The organism is Namhaeicola litoreus (assembly GCF_042679565.1).
GTDB classification, from domain to species: Bacteria; Bacteroidota; Bacteroidia; order Flavobacteriales; family Flavobacteriaceae; genus Namhaeicola; species Namhaeicola litoreus.
Genome location: NZ_JBHTMY010000004.1, coordinates 225,032 through 242,121 on the forward strand (window position 1 = coordinate 225,032; position 17,090 = coordinate 242,121).

17 protein-coding genes are annotated in these 17,090 nt (G+C 34.1%); 6 read left to right on the plus strand and 11 right to left on the minus strand.

The genetic code is table 11. The annotated features are described in order from the left end of the window. Position 1 precedes the first annotated feature (1 nt). From ACFQ39_RS14960 to rsfS, 3 genes are read right to left on the minus strand one after another with little or no spacing between them, the layout of a single operon-like run. On the minus strand, positions 2–592 hold the full coding sequence (locus tag ACFQ39_RS14960) for a hypothetical protein (RefSeq protein WP_377180445.1): 591 nt from the start codon (positions 590–592) through the stop codon (positions 2–4). A 37-nt stretch (positions 593–629) separates the two neighbouring features. Next, the gene (ftsH, locus tag ACFQ39_RS14965; protein ID WP_377180447.1) at positions 630–2,663 is read right to left on the minus strand and encodes an ATP-dependent zinc metalloprotease FtsH; all 2,034 of its coding nucleotides are present in this window, start codon (positions 2,661–2,663) and stop codon (positions 630–632) included. Between the two features lie 10 nt (positions 2,664–2,673). Continuing rightward, positions 2,674–3,045 carry a ribosome silencing factor gene (rsfS, locus tag ACFQ39_RS14970; protein ID WP_377180449.1) on the minus strand — a complete coding sequence of 124 codons (372 nt, stop codon included), beginning with the start codon at positions 3,043–3,045 and terminating at the stop codon, positions 2,674–2,676. 72 nt (positions 3,046–3,117) lie between these two features. On the opposite strand from rsfS, the gene ACFQ39_RS14975 reads away from it, so the two are divergent. Further along, the gene (locus ACFQ39_RS14975) at positions 3,118–3,852 is read left to right on the plus strand and encodes a biotin--[acetyl-CoA-carboxylase] ligase (protein ID WP_377180451.1); all 735 of its coding nucleotides are present in this window, start codon (positions 3,118–3,120) and stop codon (positions 3,850–3,852) included. Here ACFQ39_RS14975 and ACFQ39_RS14980 read toward each other — a convergent pair. Both ACFQ39_RS14980 and pyrE read right to left on the minus strand, forming a co-directional pair. Further along, positions 3,846–4,235 (minus strand): SRPBCC domain-containing protein, encoded by a 390-nt coding sequence (locus tag ACFQ39_RS14980; protein WP_377180453.1) that lies wholly within the window; start codon positions 4,233–4,235, stop codon positions 3,846–3,848. The two genes, ACFQ39_RS14975 and ACFQ39_RS14980, sit on opposite strands and share 7 nt — an antisense overlap. Before the next feature lie 3 nt (positions 4,236–4,238). Continuing rightward, the gene (pyrE, locus tag ACFQ39_RS14985; protein WP_377180455.1) at positions 4,239–4,880 is read right to left on the minus strand and encodes an orotate phosphoribosyltransferase; all 642 of its coding nucleotides are present in this window, start codon (positions 4,878–4,880) and stop codon (positions 4,239–4,241) included. Positions 4,881–4,887: 7 nt separating this feature from the next. On the opposite strand from pyrE, the gene ACFQ39_RS14990 reads away from it, so the two are divergent. Next, positions 4,888–5,490 carry an NUDIX hydrolase gene (locus tag ACFQ39_RS14990; protein ID WP_377180457.1) on the plus strand — a complete coding sequence of 201 codons (603 nt, stop codon included), beginning with the start codon at positions 4,888–4,890 and terminating at the stop codon, positions 5,488–5,490. 56 nt (positions 5,491–5,546) lie between these two features. Next, on the plus strand, positions 5,547–7,166 hold the full coding sequence (locus ACFQ39_RS14995) for a SulP family inorganic anion transporter (RefSeq protein WP_377180459.1): 1,620 nt from the start codon (positions 5,547–5,549) through the stop codon (positions 7,164–7,166). On the opposite strand, the gene ACFQ39_RS15000 is transcribed toward ACFQ39_RS14995, so the two are convergent. Genes ACFQ39_RS15000 through ACFQ39_RS15010 form a run of 3 tightly spaced genes read right to left on the minus strand, consistent with a single transcriptional unit; the run spans position 7,148 to position 10,330 of the window. Then, positions 7,148–8,878 (minus strand): M14 family metallopeptidase, encoded by a 1,731-nt coding sequence (locus ACFQ39_RS15000; protein ID WP_377180461.1) that lies wholly within the window; start codon positions 8,876–8,878, stop codon positions 7,148–7,150. The two genes, ACFQ39_RS14995 and ACFQ39_RS15000, sit on opposite strands and share 19 nt — an antisense overlap. A gap of 8 nt (positions 8,879–8,886) precedes the next feature. Further along, positions 8,887–9,351 (minus strand): pantetheine-phosphate adenylyltransferase, encoded by a 465-nt coding sequence (coaD, locus tag ACFQ39_RS15005; RefSeq protein WP_377180463.1) that lies wholly within the window; start codon positions 9,349–9,351, stop codon positions 8,887–8,889. A gap of 1 nt (position 9,352) precedes the next feature. Beyond that, the gene (locus ACFQ39_RS15010) at positions 9,353–10,330 is read right to left on the minus strand and encodes a D-alanine--D-alanine ligase (RefSeq protein WP_377180465.1); all 978 of its coding nucleotides are present in this window, start codon (positions 10,328–10,330) and stop codon (positions 9,353–9,355) included. A 153-nt stretch (positions 10,331–10,483) separates the two neighbouring features. Here ACFQ39_RS15010 and ACFQ39_RS15015 point away from each other — a divergent pair, with 153 nt between their 5' ends. The 3 genes from ACFQ39_RS15015 to yaaA are packed head-to-tail and all read left to right on the plus strand — an operon-like array spanning position 10,484 to position 12,860. Next, positions 10,484–11,086, plus strand: coding sequence for a PASTA domain-containing protein (locus tag ACFQ39_RS15015; protein ID WP_377180467.1), 603 nt, complete (start codon positions 10,484–10,486; stop codon positions 11,084–11,086). After that, positions 11,070–12,098 (plus strand): RluA family pseudouridine synthase, encoded by a 1,029-nt coding sequence (locus tag ACFQ39_RS15020; RefSeq protein ID WP_377180507.1) that lies wholly within the window; start codon positions 11,070–11,072, stop codon positions 12,096–12,098. Before ACFQ39_RS15015 ends, ACFQ39_RS15020 begins: the two co-directional genes overlap by 17 nt. 6 nt (positions 12,099–12,104) lie before the next feature. Next, the gene (yaaA, locus tag ACFQ39_RS15025; protein WP_377180509.1) at positions 12,105–12,860 is read left to right on the plus strand and encodes a peroxide stress protein YaaA; all 756 of its coding nucleotides are present in this window, start codon (positions 12,105–12,107) and stop codon (positions 12,858–12,860) included. Between the two features lie 13 nt (positions 12,861–12,873). On the opposite strand, the gene ACFQ39_RS15030 is transcribed toward yaaA, so the two are convergent. From ACFQ39_RS15030 to ACFQ39_RS15040, 3 genes are all read right to left on the minus strand, one after another. Next, complete coding sequence (locus ACFQ39_RS15030) at positions 12,874–13,665, minus strand: hypothetical protein (RefSeq protein WP_377180469.1); 792 nt, start codon at positions 13,663–13,665, stop codon at positions 12,874–12,876. A gap of 80 nt (positions 13,666–13,745) precedes the next feature. Continuing rightward, positions 13,746–15,197, minus strand: a complete 1,452-nt coding sequence (locus ACFQ39_RS15035) for a glycoside hydrolase family 10 protein (RefSeq protein WP_377180471.1) — start codon at positions 15,195–15,197, stop codon at positions 13,746–13,748. 97 nt (positions 15,198–15,294) lie between these two features. Further along, on the minus strand, positions 15,295–17,073 hold the full coding sequence (locus tag ACFQ39_RS15040) for a DNA polymerase III subunit gamma/tau (RefSeq protein ID WP_377180473.1): 1,779 nt from the start codon (positions 17,071–17,073) through the stop codon (positions 15,295–15,297). Positions 17,074–17,090: the final 17 nt, after the last annotated feature.

Below are 17,090 nucleotides of genomic sequence, written 5' to 3' on the forward strand. Positions count from 1 at the left end.
TCTATAGGTCTTCTAACAACAGTAAATAGAGTGTTTTAGAATTGGTATTGCCATAGGTTAAAAAATCAACTTCAGATTTATTGGGGAGATAATCTTTAACTGAGCTTACAATGGTAGGTTTGTTTTTTGTGGCTCTCAAACGCACCCCCATTACACCGTCGCTAATGGTTTTTACCAGTTGACTGGTTTTACCCAAGACGATAAAATTAGTAGGTAAATCTTTAAGTTTATTGTCTCCTAATTGCTCTGTGGAAAACATAATTGATCCGTCTTCTGCCACGAGAGCTTCGCATGATGCAAAAAAGGGCAGGTTCAACAGAATTTTTGATGTTTTCGCACTTTTTATTTCTGATAGAATTTTATTGAGCGATTCATCCAGACAAACAACATTATTCCAATTATTCTCGGCTAATATTTTTATCAAATGTTCAGTAACCTCTTGCTTATTATTGCAGTAGAGGAACTTTCCTCCCTTTTGAATAAACTTTTTTACAAATAATTCATCCGTAGATAGATTGATATTAGAAAGTTCTTCTTTTTGAGAATCGGCTGGTGCTTTTTTTTGTTGGAAAAACTTTTTAAATAGGCTCATTGAAAATGGTAAAAATCAAATTTACAAAAACAAATGATTAATTTATGTTTTCTGTTGAAATTTCACTTTCACTTTCGCTTTTTTCATCAGCTTTTATACTTTTTTCAATCGGATGATTACTTACGAGATGTTCTTCTTCTATAGCAAAAGGTCTTCCTCCAAAAATTCGTTTTAAATCATCCTCAAAAATTACCTCTTTTTCCATGAGTAATTCAGCCAAAACAGTTAATTCAGATTTATGTTCTTCTAGTATTTTGATAGCTCTTTGGTATTGTTCTTCCACAATACGAGAGATCTCTTCATCAATTACCTGAGCCGTTTTTTCACTGTAGGGATTGTTAAAGCTATAATCACTTTGACCGCTAGAGTCGTAATAGGTTATATTTCCGATTTTATCATTTAAACCGTAAACCGTAACAATAGCTTTTGCTTGTCTGGTAACTTTTTCAAGGTCGTTCAAAGCCCCTGTCGAAATCTTGTCAAACATAATTTTCTCGGCAGCTCTACCACCTAGGGTAGCGCACATTTCGTCTAACATTTGATCTGTTTGAACGATTTGTCTTTCCTCAGGTAAATACCAAGCTGCGCCTAATGATTTTCCACGAGGTACAATAGTTACTTTTACCAAAGGAGCAGCATGTTCTAACATCCAACTTACAGTGGCATGACCGGCCTCATGATAGGCTATAGTTCGCTTCTCTTTGTTTGTGATAATTTTATTCTTTTTCTCCAATCCTCCAACGATACGATCTACAGCATCGAGAAAATCTTGGTGATGCACTGTTGTGTGATCTTTTCTCGCAGCAACCAAAGCGGCTTCGTTACACACATTTGCAATATCTGCACCCGAGAACCCTGGGGTCTGTTTTGACAAAAATTCTAAATCGACATCTTTATCAAGTTTCAAGGGTTTCACATGAACTTCGAATATTTCGAATCGCTCATTCTTATCCGGTAAGTCTACATAAATCTGACGGTCGAACCTTCCCGCTCTCATTAAGGCTTTGTCTAGAATATCAGCTCTGTTGGTAGCGGCTAAAACAATTACGTTTGTATCAGTGCCAAAACCATCCATTTCAGTCAAAAGTTGATTTAGCGTGTTTTCCCTTTCATCGTTTCCTCCGGTAATATTGTTTTTCCCTCTTGCTCTACCGATCGCGTCAATTTCATCAATAAATATGATTGAAGGAGACTTTGTCTGTGCTTGTTTGAACAAATCTCTTACTCGAGATGCTCCTACACCTACAAACATTTCAACAAAATCAGATCCGGATAAAGAGAAAAAGGGTACATCAGCCTCACCTGCAACGGCTTTGGCTAACAATGTTTTACCTGTTCCCGGAGGACCCACCAATAAAGCGCCTTTTGGGATTTTACCTCCTAACTTGGTGAATTTGTCAGGATTTTTTAAGAATTCCACAATTTCTTGTATCTCTTCTTTTGCTCCTTCTAATCCTGCTACATCTTTGAAAGTAGTTCTAACTTTGGTATTTTGATCAAAAACTTTTGCCCTAGATTTACCAATGTTAAAAATCTGACCTCCTGGTCCGCCACCGCCTCCGGCACCAGACATTCTTTTCATGAAAAATATCCATAAAGCAATGATAAAAATAAAAGGTAACCAAACTAAGAAAGTATCGAAAAAGCTGGTTTGAGTAATATTATCTTTATCAAAATCGAGATTGTTTTCTTGCTTTGCTTCGTTCAATTTGTTTTCAAAATTTTGAAGATCTCCAAAATCATAAGTATAAGTTGGACTTGCTGCATTGAAAATAGAAGGGTTTGAATTTTTTGAGTGTTTTTCTTTGTCTAAAGCTTCACTTTTTAAATACAACTGCGCATAATCACCGTTAACAATGACAATTTTACTTAGGTCATTTTCATTGAGAATATCATTAAACTCATTTTCTGTCAGTTTAGAATTTACCATATCGGCACTATTCAAAAACTGATAACCCAATATTAGGGCGAAAATAACACCGTAAATCCAATAAAAATTGAATTTAAAATTGAACTGTTTTAATGGGTTGTTATTATCTTTTTTTTCTGGTTTTTTATCTTCTTTACTCATTTAGTCATCCTTATTTCACTTCCGTGAAGTTTGTAATTTTTGCATCTCCCCACAACTCTTCTAAGTTGTAATATTCTCTTGTACTTTTTTGAAAAATATTTACAACTACGTTTACATAATCCATTAAAATCCATTCTGCATTAGATTCGCCTTCTATATGCCAAGGTTTTTCCTTTAATTTTTTGCTTACAGATTTTTGAATTGATCCTGAAATCGCGCTTACTTGTGTGTTAGATGTACCGTCGCAAATAATAAAATAATCACAAACAGTATTCTCAATTTCTCTTAAATCGAGTAGGGTAATATTTTGTCCTTTTACTTCTTCAATTCCCTTAATAATTTCGGTAATGAGTATGTCAGGATTTGCTGTTTTTTTCGTCATTCACTAATTTTGATAATTATTTGCAAATGTATTACATTTTTGTCATTTTAGTTGAATACAATTGCATTCTACATGAAGCTCTTCAAAGTTAATGCCACAAATTCTACCAATACTCTTTTGAAAGAATATTTATTAGCGCATGAACTTGAAGATTTTACTATAATTTCAACTGATTTTCAGGAAAAAGGACGTGGGCAAAGAGAAACAAAATGGTATTCTGGAAAAGGTAAAAACCTGTTGTTTAGTGTGTTTAAAAAATTTGAATGCTTAAAAGCAGAAGATCATTTTTATTTGAATATGAGTATTTCACTCGGTCTAATTTCTGCTTTGCAAAATCATTTGGAACAAGACTTGAGAATAAAATGGCCTAACGACATTTTGGCAGGAAATAAAAAAATTGCTGGTATTCTGATAGAAAATTCGATGAGAAATACCCAAATTATTCATTCGATCATCGGAATTGGCCTCAACGTGAACGAAAAAAAATTTCCTGATGATCTGCCTCAAGCCATTTCTTTAGCAATTTTATCGGACAAAGAATTTGATCGAGATGAGATACTGCTCAACATAATAAGTGAGCTCAAAAAAACGATGCTTATGCTCGAAAATGATCAGAAAAAGATGTTAAAATCAATGTATTTACAAAGACTTTATAAATATCAGCAACCACAAATGTTTCGCACCCAACAAAATGAATTGATGATGGCAAAAATTATAGATGTCGATGATTTGGGAAAATTGATATTAGAAGACTCAGATGAAATAAAGTCCTCCTACGGTTTTAAGGAAATTCAGTTTATTTACTGATTCTGAATATTTGAGATCAAGGTATTGATAAACTTTTGCAAAGGGCTTTTAACCATCATTGCCATCATCGGATTAAAATTCCCATCAAATACCAATTGTACATCGCTAGAATTTGATTCTTTTTCTACTATATTGGCTGTAAGTGAAAAAGGTAATTTCTCGCTTGCCGAACCTAAAACAATTTTTTCTCCAGGTATAACTTCTTTTAATTTTAATTTTATTTCAGGCATACCTTTAAGTGCAAAAATGAAAGAATCTTCAGCCGCTTCAAATTTGTCTATATTTTCCGGCATTATTTTACCAAAGTTTTCAACATTGCTCAAAAAATCAAAAATTTCTTGTTTTGATTTGGGGATCGTGATTTTAGGGCTTTCTAAATTCATAACTTATATTTTCCATTCAGCAGGATTTTCTCTCCAAGCTGATAATGTTTCTCTGTTTTTTTCGGTCACATAATCTGTATCGATCGCCTGTTCAATAAGGTGATCGTAATCGCTAAGGCTTGTGAGTTCTAAATTAGCCTTTTTAAAATTTTCTTTTGCGATATCAAATCCATAATCGAAAATAGCCACCATACCTTTAACAACAGCATCATTTTCCTTCAAAGTTTTTACCGCATTTAAACTGCTGTTTCCGGTGCTGATTAAATCTTCCACAACAATAACATTATGGCCTTTTTCCAAATAACCTTCAATTTGGTTTTGCCTACCATGCTTTTTTGGTTCTGGTCTCACATATACAAATGGCAACCCTAATTCTTGCGCTACCAATACTCCTATCGCAATAGCTCCTGTCGCAACACCGGCTATGACATCAGGTTTGCCGTGCTTTTCCAAGATCAAATTAGATAATTCTTCTCGAATGAAATTTCTGATATGAACATAAGATAATGTTACGCGATTATCACAGTAAATAGGGGAATTCCAACCTGAAGCCCATTTAAAAGGCTTTTCGGGATTCAGTTTGATTGCTTTGATTGATAAAAGCAATTCGGCAGTTTTTTTTGCTGTATTTTTGTCCGAAATCATGTCGCAAATGTATAGAATTTTTAAAGATGATTGTACAATTTTTTTAGTCGATTCTTTGACGAACCGAAACGAGCCAGCGTTTTTTTATTGGGATAACCAAGATGTTGATTTTATTAATCAATTGATTTTGAGGTATCCAGAACGTTTGTTTTTTTACTACCATGATCTAGAGACGTTATTCGTACAGTTCAAGTCAAAATTCACATCAATTATAGCAGCGGGAGGTCTAGTCCTAAATTCTTCAAAAGAACTCCTTGTTATTTTTAGAAACGGGAAATGGGATTTACCAAAGGGTAAAGTAGAAGATAATGAAGAAATTGATGTCGCTTCTATGCGAGAGGTTCAAGAAGAATGTGGGATTGATTGCATTGAAATAAAGCATGTTTTGGGTAAGACTTATCATTTATACGATTTAAATTCGAAGCATTATTTTAAAACCACGCATTGGTTTTTAATGGAAACTTCACAAACACAAAACCTTCAACCCCAGTTGGAAGAGGGGATTACTGAGGTAAAATGGACTACTATTGACAACCTCGATGTTGTTTTTCAAAATACTTTTCAAAACATTAAAGAAGTGATATTGGAATATTTAAAAGGTGAGTATTAGGGTAAATTTCTCTTTCATTTTAAAAATGTACTTTTGCAACTTTTTAAAGTTGAACCATGAGAGAATTTATCACAAAACAAATACCAACGGCAAAAAATGATATTTTATCAGGAATCACCGTTGCCTTGGCATTGGTGCCAGAGGCAGTTGCTTTTGCTTTTGTCGCCGGAGTGGATCCTTTAGTTGGTCTATATGCGGCTTTTATGGTTGGTCTCATCACTTCTATTTTTGGCGGAAGACCTGGTATGATTTCTGGCGCCACTGGAGCGCTAGCGGTTGTTATGGTAACCTTGGTCGCCCGAGGAAACGCTATGGGTGTTGAGGGAGAAAATTTAGGCTTGTATTATTTGTTTCTTACGGTCATTCTTATGGGAGCTATCCAAATGCTTGCCGGATTTTTAAAACTAGGGAAATTTGTTAGGTTAATACCACATCCTGTTATGATGGGTTTTGTTAACGGATTGGCCATTGTGATTTTTTTGTCGCAATTGGGGATGTTTAAAGAGGTTGTGAACGGTGAAAAGGAGTGGCTTCATGGGCGAGATATGTATATCATGTTGGGGTTGGTCGGACTTACCATGCTTATTATGTTCGGTTTGTCTTATTTTAAGTCTACCTCGAAATTACCGGGCGCTTTAATCGGAATTCTTGTTGTTACTGGGATTGCATTATTCGCTAATTTAGATGTAGCCACTGTTGGTTCTTTTATTCGAGACGGAGGAGGAACAGGTCTTCAAGGTGGTCTTCCAACATTTCAATCAGAAATATTTTCAAAAATCCCTTTGAATTGGGAAACATTTAGGTTTATTCTGCCCTATTCAATGATTTTAGCTGCAATTGGTCTAATCGAATCGTTGATGACCTTGAATTTAATTGATGATCTAACAGAAACACGAGGTAATGCCAATAAGGAATGCCTTGCACAAGGGATGTCGAATGTGGTAACTGGTTTTTTTGGAGGTATGGGAGGATGTGCCATGATTGGACAGTCTATTATAAATATTAAGTCAGGAGGAAGAGGAAGACTATCAGGAATTGTGGCTGCGGTAATGCTTTTAAGTTTTATCCTTTTTGCAGCTCCCTATATCGAAAGAATACCGATTGCTGCACTAGTAGGGGTTATGTTTATGGTAGTGATTGGAACATTTGCCTGGAGTAGTTTTAGAATTTTTGGCAAAATTCCACGAGCCGATTTTTTTGTAATTATTTTAGTATCAGCCCTTACTGTTATTTTCGATTTGGCTATAGCCGTGTTTGCCGGAGTAATTGTTAGTGCTTTGGTTTTTTCTTGGGAAAATGCCGTGCGAATTAGAGCCAGAAAATCTATCAAAGAAGATGGTACAAAAGTGTATGAAATTTGGGGACCATTATTTTTCGGATCAATAAGTAATTTTAATAATAAATTTGATGTGAAAAATGATCCGGTTAACGTGGAAATTGACTTTATAGAATCAAGAATTAGTGACCATTCTGCGATTGAAGCTATCAAAGGTATTGTCGAAAAATATGAAAATGCTAATAAAAAAGTCGTGCTTAAACACCTAAGTGAAGAATGTAAATTACTTCTTACAAATAACAATCCAGCTTTTAAAGATGTTATTGTGAATGCCATTGATGATCCGAGGTATCATATTGCAGAGGATCCTGAAAATTTTAATCAATCTGTGACCCGATAAATGGGATATTTCAAATAACTGCTTTCTCTGTACTTGGATTGATTGTAGATAAATTCTAATTGCAAATACGAATTATTGCTGAAGTTAGGATCTTCTAGTTTTTTCTGATTAAATCGTTCTCTTAATTCAGGATCTTTTTCAAGAATTTCAATCGCTAAATCCTCAAAAACATAGGGTGAAAATCCTTCTTTTTGTTGCAAGATAGGATCGAAAAAGTTCCAATTAAAAAAAGAATCTTTGGCTTCAGGCTCTAATGTTTCAAGCAAATATCGAATCCCTTTTTGGTCCGTTGTAATTATGAAATCTCCTTTTGAAAAATCAATATTTTTCTTTTCAGTTTTAACCGTTGTATTATAATGAGGGTAATGGCCCTCATATGGTGAATCATAAGTTTTGTAATCTTCGATAATATATAATTCCGCTTGAATAACTGTGTCTCTCTGTAAAGTTTCCATTACAATTTGATTCATTTTTAACCTCTCCAAAACCTTCCATTCACTTTTAGGAACAATATAGGCTAAAGGTATTTTTACCGTTTTGGAAGGAATAAATTGATCATAGTACTTGATGGGTTTCGTGAATGGTTTTGATCTGTCATATTGAAGTCTGTCTAACCCTGTAATCTCACTTTGAACCACATTTCCTTCATATCCGTTAAAAGAAATCAACCTGTGCATAGTTGTGTCTATTTCCCATTGAATAGGGTAATCTTTATTTTTTACAAGATCTAGTTTTTGCTCTCTAATGGAATGTATTTTTTCTTTGAATTTAATCCCAAAATGAAGTGCAGAAACCATTAACTCATAGGTGCCCCAAACTCTTTGTTCATAAGGTTTTAACATATGAGTCTCTACCATTAATCCCAAAGTGTTAAATAATGTCGTATATCCAGTTGAATATCTCGGAGAGTCGAAAAACTGCTGAAATCCATTATCGGGTACACGATTAAAAACATTGACATAAGGTGTAATTGGAAAATTCTTTTTCTTCAAATCATTTTCAATCCATGGACGCATGGTCTGTTCTAAAAAATTTCCTGATATCCCTCCTAATTTATTGTGTTGTGTAAAAAGGTGTGTGAGGATATATTGATAATCGGCACCATTACTTACATGGTTATCAATAAAAATATCCGGATTCAAAAAATGAAAAATTTCAGCAAATGCTATTGTGTTTTTTGTGTCGGCTTTTATAAAATCGCGGTTGAGGTCAAAATTTCGGGCATTTCCTCTAAAGCCGTATTCCTCAGGTCCATTTTGATTAACACGACTGGTACTATTTCGGTTTAAACTTCCACCGATATTATAAATAGGAATAACTCCCACTAAAAGATCTTTGATGCCAGAAAAGTTCAATTTGCCGTTTGCAAGATCTCTTATCAACATCATACTTGCGTCAACACCATCAGGTTCTCCGGGATGAATGCCGTTGTTAATTAAGATGGTAATGAGCGACTTACTTGGGTGGTCTTCCTGAATAAATTTACCTTCTTTTTGAAAGAGAACCAGGTGTAGCGGAAACCCCGAATCCGTTTCTCCAAATTCAAGGATAGAAATACTTGGGTATTTTCTGCTTAATTGACGATAAAAATCAATGGTTTCATGGTAAGTGGCAGTTTTGGTTTCTCCGTTTTTTTCAAAAATGGTTTGATTTTCCTGAGCAATGCAAAATTGACCAATGAATAAAAAGATGGCTAAAAAATATTTTGACATTTGAACCATTAATACGATCGAACTTCTAAAACCGCTTTTGGCACAAAAAGTGAAACATCTCCCTTGTTTCTCAATACATCTCTAACAATACTAGAGCTGATAAAAGAAGTGTCAGCACTGGTTAATAAAAAAACGGTTTCAATTTTAGATAATTTTCTATTGGTATGCGCAATGGCTTTTTCAAACTCAAAGTCGGCTGGATTCCTTAATCCTCTCAACAAAAAACTACTATTTACTTTTTTGCAATAATCAATCGTTAAACCTTGGTAAGTATCGATTTTTATTTTATCCACCGAGGCATATGTTTTTTCAATAATTGCCTTCCTTTCTTCAAGAGAAAACATGTATTTTTTGGATGCATTTGATCCTATGGCAATAATAATTTCGTCAAACAAATCTAATGCTCGGTTAATAATATCTGTATGCCCGAGGGTAAGTGGATCGAAAGATCCGGGAAAAACTGCTCGTCTCATATTAGTTTTTTAAAGCCATTTCTATGCAATTGCCAAATAATTCAGTCAGACTTATATTTGCTTCTTTGGCTTGTTTTGGCAAAATACTTTCTCTAGTAAGACCCGGCACCATATTGAGTTCTATAAAATACGGAGTGTCCTCAACAATTATGAAATCTGCTCTAGATAAGCCCTTTAAATTTAGTGTTTTATAAATCTTATGTGAAACTCTTTCGATGTTTTTTTGCTGTAATAAAGAAAGGCGGGCAGGTGTAATCTCATCAGATTTTCCTAAATATTTCGCTTCAAAATCAAAAAATTCATTCTGGCTCACAATCTCTGTAATTGGTAAAACTTTAATTTCACCTTTCCATTCAATAACGCCAACAGAAACTTCAATACCATCTAAAAATGATTCAATTAAAATTTCATCATCTTCTTTAAAGGCAAATTGTATGGCAGCTTCTAGGTCATCTTCATGCTTCACCTTTGTCACGCCAAAACTGGATCCTGATTTATTTGGTTTTACAAAACACGGAAGGCCCAAAGTTCTCAAAATTTGATCTTGCCAATAAATGTCTCCCTTATTTAAATAAACGGAATTGGCCATTCTAATACCATATGGTTTTAAAAAACTCAAAGTATCTCTTTTGTTAAAGGTAACCGCCATTTGATAAAACGGAGAAGAAGTGTGAGGCATTTTGAGCAATTCAAAATAAGCTAAAAGCACGCCATTTTCACCTGGATGTCCATGAATAGCATTAAAAACACAATCAATTGTTATTCTTTCTTTGCCGTTTATTAAGCTAAAATCTGCTCGATCAACAGGATGTTCATTTTCATCTTTGTCAAGCCAAACCCATTTATCCTTTAAAATTAGTACCTTATATATTTGGTAAAAGGAATGATCAAGTTCATCAAAAACAACGTTCCCACTTTTTAGAGAAATTTCTACCTCGCTAGAATAACCACCCATCACGATGGCGATATTTTTTTTCATATAACACCTATTGCTCGCTAACAAACTTACAAAAAAACGTGAAGCTGCAAATAGATGTTTTGAAGCAAATAACTTTTACCTAAGGACATAAAATGATTTTAAGATGAACAGGTTTCTTACAATTTCATTTATCTTTACCGCTAAAATTATTTTATGAATTTTTTTCAATACATCAAGAGCAAAGAATTTTGGTCTAATTTGCTGGCCATATTTGCGTTGTCATTGTTGTTACTGTTTGTTTTGGGAAGGGGTTTAAAATCTTATACCAATCATAACGAACGAATTTCAGTACCAACGTTAGAAAAGCTTTCTGTTGAAGAGGCAGAAAAGGCTTTGGCAGAGTTGCAATTATCTTATGTGGTAATAGATTCTTCAAACTATAATCCGGATTATCCGCCGAAGTCTGTCATCGAGCAAGATCCTGAGGCCGGAAGTTATGTGAAACACAAAAGGAAAATCTACCTAACTTTAAATCCATCAGATTATATGAAAGTTCAAATTCCTGATGTGCTTGATGAGACAAAAAGACAAGTTGTAACAAGATTGCGTTCTTCAGGATTTAATATTGGCAAAGAAAGATTTATTCCTGATCTAGGTAAGAATGTCGTAAGAATGCTTGAATACAAAGGTAGAGAAATTAAGCCGGGCGAGCTTTTACCTAAAAATTCGATTTTAGATTTGGTTCTAGGTGATGGCTTAGAAGAATTAGATAGTATTGTAAAAACAGATTCCATTGATGATGCAGGAGAATTTTGAAGAAATCACAAATGATGATCTGTATGAACATTTCAGCTTTAGGGCATCGGCAGGGCAAGAGCCATTAAGAGTCGACAAATTTCTGATGAATTTTATAGAGAATGCTACAAGAAATAAAATTCAACAGGCTGTTAAAGCGGGAAATGTTCTGGTTAACGAAAAGGTCGTAAAACCAAATTATAAAGTAAAATCTGGTGATCAGGTAAGGGTAGTTTTGGCCCATCCGCCACACGAGAACTTATTGGTAGCAGAAGACATACCTTTAGATATCCTTTTTGAAGATGAAGAGGTCATCGTGCTTAATAAACCTGCAGGTTTAGTAGTACATCCAGGACATGGAAATTATAGTGGCACTTTGGTTAATGGACTTATCCATCACATCGAAAATCTTCCAACTAATAGTAATGAAAGACCTGGTTTAGTGCACCGGATTGACAAAGATACCAGTGGTTTGCTCGTTGTTGCCAAAACAGAGTATGCCATGGCAAATTTAGCGAATCAGTTTTTTGAAAGAACAACAGAGAGACTATATTACGCCTTGGTTTGGGGCAATTTTGAGGAGGAAGAAGGAACGATCGAGGGTCATATTGGAAGAAGTTTTAAAAATCGATTGCAAATGGATGTTTTTCCTGAGGGAGATTTTGGGAAACCAGCAGTTACACATTATAAAGTAGTTGAGCGCTTCAATTACGTTACATTGGTGGAATGTAAGCTCGAAACAGGTAGAACACATCAAATAAGGGCTCATTTTAAGCATATTGGTCATACCTTGTTTAATGATGAGCGTTACGGGGGCAACCTCGTACTAAAAGGAACCACTTTTAGCAAATACAAACAATTTGTAGAGAATTGCTTTGCTGTCTTGCCAAGACAAGCTTTGCATGCCAAAACACTTGGTTTTATGCATCCAACAAAAAAGGATTTTTTGAGGTTTGATTCTGAAATACCTGAAGATATGCAATTGTGTTTAGAAAAATGGAGAAATTATACTTTATATCAAAAAGAAGAATAAATCATGATGAAAGTAGTTATATCACCGGCAAAATCACTTGATTTTGAAAGTAAGGTGCCAACCAAAGCTTATTCAACTTGTTCGTTTTTGGATAAGTCAGAAAAATTAAATAAAGTCATTAAAAAGCAAAGTGCGAAGAAATTAGCCCAACTCATGGGTATTTCGAAAGACCTAAGTGAACTAAATTATCAAAGAAATCAAGCATGGCATTTGCCTTTTACACAAGAAAATGCCAGACAGGCTATATATGCTTTTAATGGGGATGTATATGTAGGATTAGACCCATATACTATATCTGATAGTAAAATCGAGGCACTTCAGGATAAAATACGAATTTTATCAGGGCTGTATGGTGTTTTGAAACCATTAGATTTGATTCAACCCTACCGATTAGAAATGGGCACCAAAATTAAAATTGGAAGAAAGGATAATTTATATCAGTTTTGGAAAGAGGATGTAACTAATTCTCTAAATGAAGAATTAGAAGGAGATCCTTTGATTAATCTAGCTAGTAATGAGTATTTTAAGGTGATTGATCAAAAGAAATTGAAAAGTGAGGTCATTACACCTGAATTCAAAGATTTTCATCAAGGAAAATTAAAAATGATTGGTTTTTTTGCAAAAAAGGCCAGGGGAGCAATGGCCCGATTTATTGTTGAAAAAAGTATTGTCAATCCTGATGAAATAAAAGGTTTTGACTGGGAAGGTTACTCTTTTGATGATAATCTGTCTACAGTTGATAAATGGGTTTTTACAAGATAGTTATTTCATTTTTTTAAAATAGATAACCCACCCGAATTCCTCCTGTCATGACAAATGAGGAAGTTGCTCCTCCTAAAAAGGCGTAATAATAATCTGCTTCGTCCAGATCACCTGTGGCATAACCAACACCCAAATAATAATCTATGGAAATTCTATTGTTATACACTACTTGTTTACCAAAATTGATCAGGCCTGCAAAATTAGTCGTGGAGCCAGAATTATTGCCATAACCATAATTTTTAATGTCATAAGAAAAAGAAGTAAAAGCTATTTCCGGTTTAATATAAGAGCCTTTTAAAATATGTGCGTACTTCATTCCTTTTAAATAAAAATCCGGAGAACGTATAAATTTATATCCCACCTTTAAAAAAACGCCTGAAGCATCTTGGTCTGTTGAGTTGTTTCCGTAAATAAAACCAATATTTCCTTCAAGACTATTACCCGGTTTAAGACTTCTTTCATAACCAAACTCAACAGCGCCTGCTATAGGAAGAAATAAGTTGAACTTAAGAATGTTTTTTCTCTGCGTACTTAGGTCTTCGTAAACACTCATAGAGTTATCAATGTCATATTCTCTCCCATCTGCAAAGATAATTTTATCAACTTTAGCCTTATCTATTCCTATAGTTATATCTTCTCTCAGGCCATCTTGGGCATATTTTATTTCTTCATCTGCAATTTCTTTTACCTTGCCCAAAATAATTTTTCCATTTCTCAGCATAATTGTATCAGTAATTTTTTCCTGAGCAAAAATATGGAGATGGACAAAGGTTATTACTAAGAAGAGGATAAAAGAAGGTTTCATTTTTTTTAATAAATGTACATTAAAAACTGATTAAACATCAGAGTTTTTCATTCAAAAGGAGGTTGAAAATTAATGATAGCTTATTCATTTATAATTAAACTAGGCATGCTTAATTGATTATATCTATTCACGGCAAAAATTGCGAAAATGCCATTTTTAAACTCCTTTCGATTAAATAGGAAAGACGCCTCACCGGTTATCCAAGCTATATTTTTAGGATTGTCATAATTTACATTTTCTCCCTTTTCAAAAAAATAAATCAGAAATCTTATAGCGTCTTTTTCAAGATTTACTTTTTGTTTTTTAAAGGAAATTTGGTTTGTTCGAGAATTGATTTTATTTATTTGCAGATCGTAAACAGCTTCGGGTATATTATTAGTTTGATTGTTATAGAGTGGAGCAAGGACGGGTTGAGCATAAAAATTTTGTTTTAAAATTTTATTGATATTCAATGGGTTTTGTAAAAAGGTTTTACCACTAAAATAAGCACTTCCCTTGATATTTTTCAAAGATTTGTTCAACAATAACTGCTTTTCAATTTCTGTCGGGTTTTTAATTTTCCATGCCTTGTCATTATTCTCTCTATTTAATCTGTACAAACCATGACCAATGTAAATTGGTATATCATAATGATTTTGGTTCCACCATCTTGCTACTTTTTCGTAATCTGCTAACTGATTGCCTATATGCCAATAATTTTGAGGTATTAAATAATCGATCCAACCTTTTTCCATCCAAAGCAGTATATCTGCATAAAGATCATCATAATTGGTTTGTCCAGCTTGGGTATCAGAACCTCTAGGGTCGATATCTCGATTCCTCCAAACGCCAAACGGACTAATACCAAATTGTACCCATGGTTTAATTGATTTAATGGTATGGCGCAGTTCTTCAATGATGGTATTTACATTTTCTCTACGCCAGTCATCACGTTCTGTTTCGCTGTATTTATCGTTGTATTTTTTGAAAGAATAATCGTCATTAAATTTCGTATTTTCAATTTTATAGGGATAAAAATAATCGTCAAAATGAATGGCATCTATATCGTATTGTTGGACTACATCTGCAACAATATCATTTGTATAATCTCTAACTTCCGGATTACCGGGGTCGAAATATTTATTTTTTCCATAATTGATAAACCACTCAGATTTATTATATGTGAGTGGCAATGGTTTTGATTTCATCTCGGGGTAATTAATAATGGCCCGATAAGGATTCAGCCACGCGTGAAACTCCATTCCTCTTTTATGTGTTTCATCAATGGCAAAAGCCAAAGGATCATAATAGGGACTTGGTGATTGCGCATCATAACCCGTTAACCAAAAAGACCAGGGTTCATATTTTGATTTGTAAAAAGCATCTGCCGATGGTCTGATCTGAAAAATTACTGCATTTAGATTTAGAGATTTATAGAGGTCTAAAATAGAGATCAACTCTTTTTTTTGATCTTCTGAAGACAGGTTATTTGAGCTCGGCCAATCGATATTTTCTACCGTTGCAATCCAAACTCCTCTAAATTCTCTTTGCATTGACTCTTGGCATTTTCCATTTTGAGATAAAAAAAAGACCAGTAAGAAAAATATTATTCCAAATGATTTCAAAGACGAGTATTTTGATGGGGTAGGATTAAATATCAAGTTTAAATTCTTTTCGCAGGTAAGACAAAGCTTTATTCTTTTCTTTGAGATGCTCATATTTTTCTTGATTGGTATAAGCGATTTTGTTTGTTTCTTCTTCATTGATATGGACCACAAAATCAATACTGTAATTGTTCAATTTTTCTCGAATAAACTGAAGGGCTTTTGGTTTTACTTTTTCCAATTCTGATTTCATCAAATTATTGGAATAAGTAACATGAATCATTTGTTTAACTAAAACAGGTTTATCTGCATTTAAGATTGAGGCAAAAATCTTTTCACCATTTTCATGCAAAGAATCAATATATGATTCCCAAATATTAAAAAATTGCTCCTCAGTAAAATCATCTTTGGGCAAAGTTTTAGATTGCAGCAATCGTTCTCTTTCTTTGCGTTTTTCATTTAAATCGGCTTCCTCTAATTTTTTGCGCTCTATGCTACTCATACTGAGTGCAGATTTCCTGCTGGTCGCTTTAATCCCTTTTAATACAGGATTAATGATTTTTATTTCTTCTACCTTTTCTGTGACGAGAATTTTTTCTTTGTATTGACTAACTTTTATGTCAATCGCTGCTTTTGGTTTGGGAATGGGAGGAACTTGCGACTGATTTGGTTCTGAGGTTGGTACATCGAGTCTTTCTTGTACTTCCAAATGGCTGAAGAATTGCGCTGGAATTATGAATCGTTCAGACTTTTTTTTTTCTCTATCAAAATTGATAGAGGCGATCTGCATAAGCGCTAATTCAACTAATAAGCGTTGATTTTTACTAGCTTTATAATTCAGATCACATTGGTTGGCCAAGTCTATCGCTTCCATCAAAAAAGGCACAGTGGCTTTGACGGCTTGCTCTAAGTACTTATTTTTTGCTCTATCACCAACTTCTAATAAGGCAATTGTTGAAGAATCTTTTGCTACCAAAACATCTCTAAAATGCGAGGCCAAACCGGTTATAAAATGATGACCATCAAAACCTTTATCTAAAACTTCATTAAAGGCTAATAAAACCTCAGGAATTTGATTATTTAGGAGTAAATCAGTTATCTTAAAATACACCTCGTAATCTAATACATTTAGGTTTTCTGTAACCGCTTCTCGTGTAAGATTATTTCCTGAAAAACTAACTACTCTGTCAAAGATAGATAATGCATCTCTTAATGCTCCATCCGCTTTTTGAGCAATAATATGTAAAGCATCGTCATCCGCAGTAATATTTTCCTGTTTTGCAATGGTGTGTAAATAATTTTTTATATCGATAACTCCAATACGCTTAAAATCAAATATTTGACAGCGCGATAAAATAGTTGGAATAATTTTGTGCTTTTCTGTAGTTGCCAGAATAAAAATAGTATGAGCCGGAGGTTCTTCCAAAGTTTTCAAAAAAGCATTAAAGGCACTCTGAGACAGCATATGCACCTCGTCTATAATATAAACTTTGTATTTACCGGTTTGTGGCGGAATTCTAACTTGTTCAGTTAAAGATCGAATATCATCTACAGAATTGTTTGAGGCCGCATCTAACTCAAATATGTTGAAGGCAAAATCTTCATCCTCAGGCACCTGATCCATACTTTCCTGATTGATGCGTTTGGCAAGAATTCTGGCACATGTTGTTTTACCCACACCTCTTGGTCCTGTAAAAAGTAAGGCCTGAGCCAAATGGTTATTCTTTATCGCGTTCTCTAAGGTATTGGTAATAGATTGTTGCCCAATGACATCTAAAAATGTTTGGGGTCTGTATTTTCTGGCCGATACGATAAAATGTTCCATGATTGATTTGAGGCGCT

What these genes read in the sequence shown, in the direction of transcription:
- ACFQ39_RS14995 (WP_377180459.1), top strand. Translation starts at nt 5,547, where the DNA reads ATGAGAGAATTTATCACAAAACAAATACCAACGGCAAAAAATGATATT.
- ACFQ39_RS15030 (WP_377180469.1), bottom strand. Translation starts at nt 13,665, where the DNA reads ATGAAACCTTCTTTTATCCTCTTCTTAGTAATAACCTTTGTCCATCTC.
- ACFQ39_RS15035 (WP_377180471.1), bottom strand. Translation starts at nt 15,197, where the DNA reads ATGCAAAGAGAATTTAGAGGAGTTTGGATTGCAACGGTAGAAAATATC.
- ACFQ39_RS14960 (WP_377180445.1), bottom strand. Translation starts at nt 592, where the DNA reads ATGAGCCTATTTAAAAAGTTTTTCCAACAAAAAAAAGCACCAGCCGAT.
- ACFQ39_RS14990 (WP_377180457.1), top strand. Translation starts at nt 4,888, where the DNA reads ATGTATAGAATTTTTAAAGATGATTGTACAATTTTTTTAGTCGATTCT.
- coaD (WP_377180463.1), bottom strand. Translation starts at nt 9,351, where the DNA reads ATGAGACGAGCAGTTTTTCCCGGATCTTTCGATCCACTTACCCTCGGG.
- ACFQ39_RS14980 (WP_377180453.1), bottom strand. Translation starts at nt 4,235, where the DNA reads ATGAATTTAGAAAGCCCTAAAATCACGATCCCCAAATCAAAACAAGAA.
- yaaA (WP_377180509.1), top strand. Translation starts at nt 12,105, where the DNA reads ATGAAAGTAGTTATATCACCGGCAAAATCACTTGATTTTGAAAGTAAG.
- pyrE (WP_377180455.1), bottom strand. Translation starts at nt 4,880, where the DNA reads ATGATTTCGGACAAAAATACAGCAAAAAAAACTGCCGAATTGCTTTTA.
- ftsH (WP_377180447.1), bottom strand. Translation starts at nt 2,663, where the DNA reads ATGAGTAAAGAAGATAAAAAACCAGAAAAAAAAGATAATAACAACCCA.
- ACFQ39_RS14975 (WP_377180451.1), top strand. Translation starts at nt 3,118, where the DNA reads ATGAAGCTCTTCAAAGTTAATGCCACAAATTCTACCAATACTCTTTTG.
- ACFQ39_RS15010 (WP_377180465.1), bottom strand. Translation starts at nt 10,330, where the DNA reads ATGAAAAAAAATATCGCCATCGTGATGGGTGGTTATTCTAGCGAGGTA.
- ACFQ39_RS15015 (WP_377180467.1), top strand. Translation starts at nt 10,484, where the DNA reads ATGAATTTTTTTCAATACATCAAGAGCAAAGAATTTTGGTCTAATTTG.
- ACFQ39_RS15000 (WP_377180461.1), bottom strand. Translation starts at nt 8,878, where the DNA reads ATGTCAAAATATTTTTTAGCCATCTTTTTATTCATTGGTCAATTTTGC.
- ACFQ39_RS15040 (WP_377180473.1), bottom strand. Translation starts at nt 17,073, where the DNA reads ATGGAACATTTTATCGTATCGGCCAGAAAATACAGACCCCAAACATTT.
- ACFQ39_RS15020 (WP_377180507.1), top strand. Translation starts at nt 11,070, where the DNA reads ATGCAGGAGAATTTTGAAGAAATCACAAATGATGATCTGTATGAACAT.
- rsfS (WP_377180449.1), bottom strand. Translation starts at nt 3,045, where the DNA reads ATGACGAAAAAAACAGCAAATCCTGACATACTCATTACCGAAATTATT.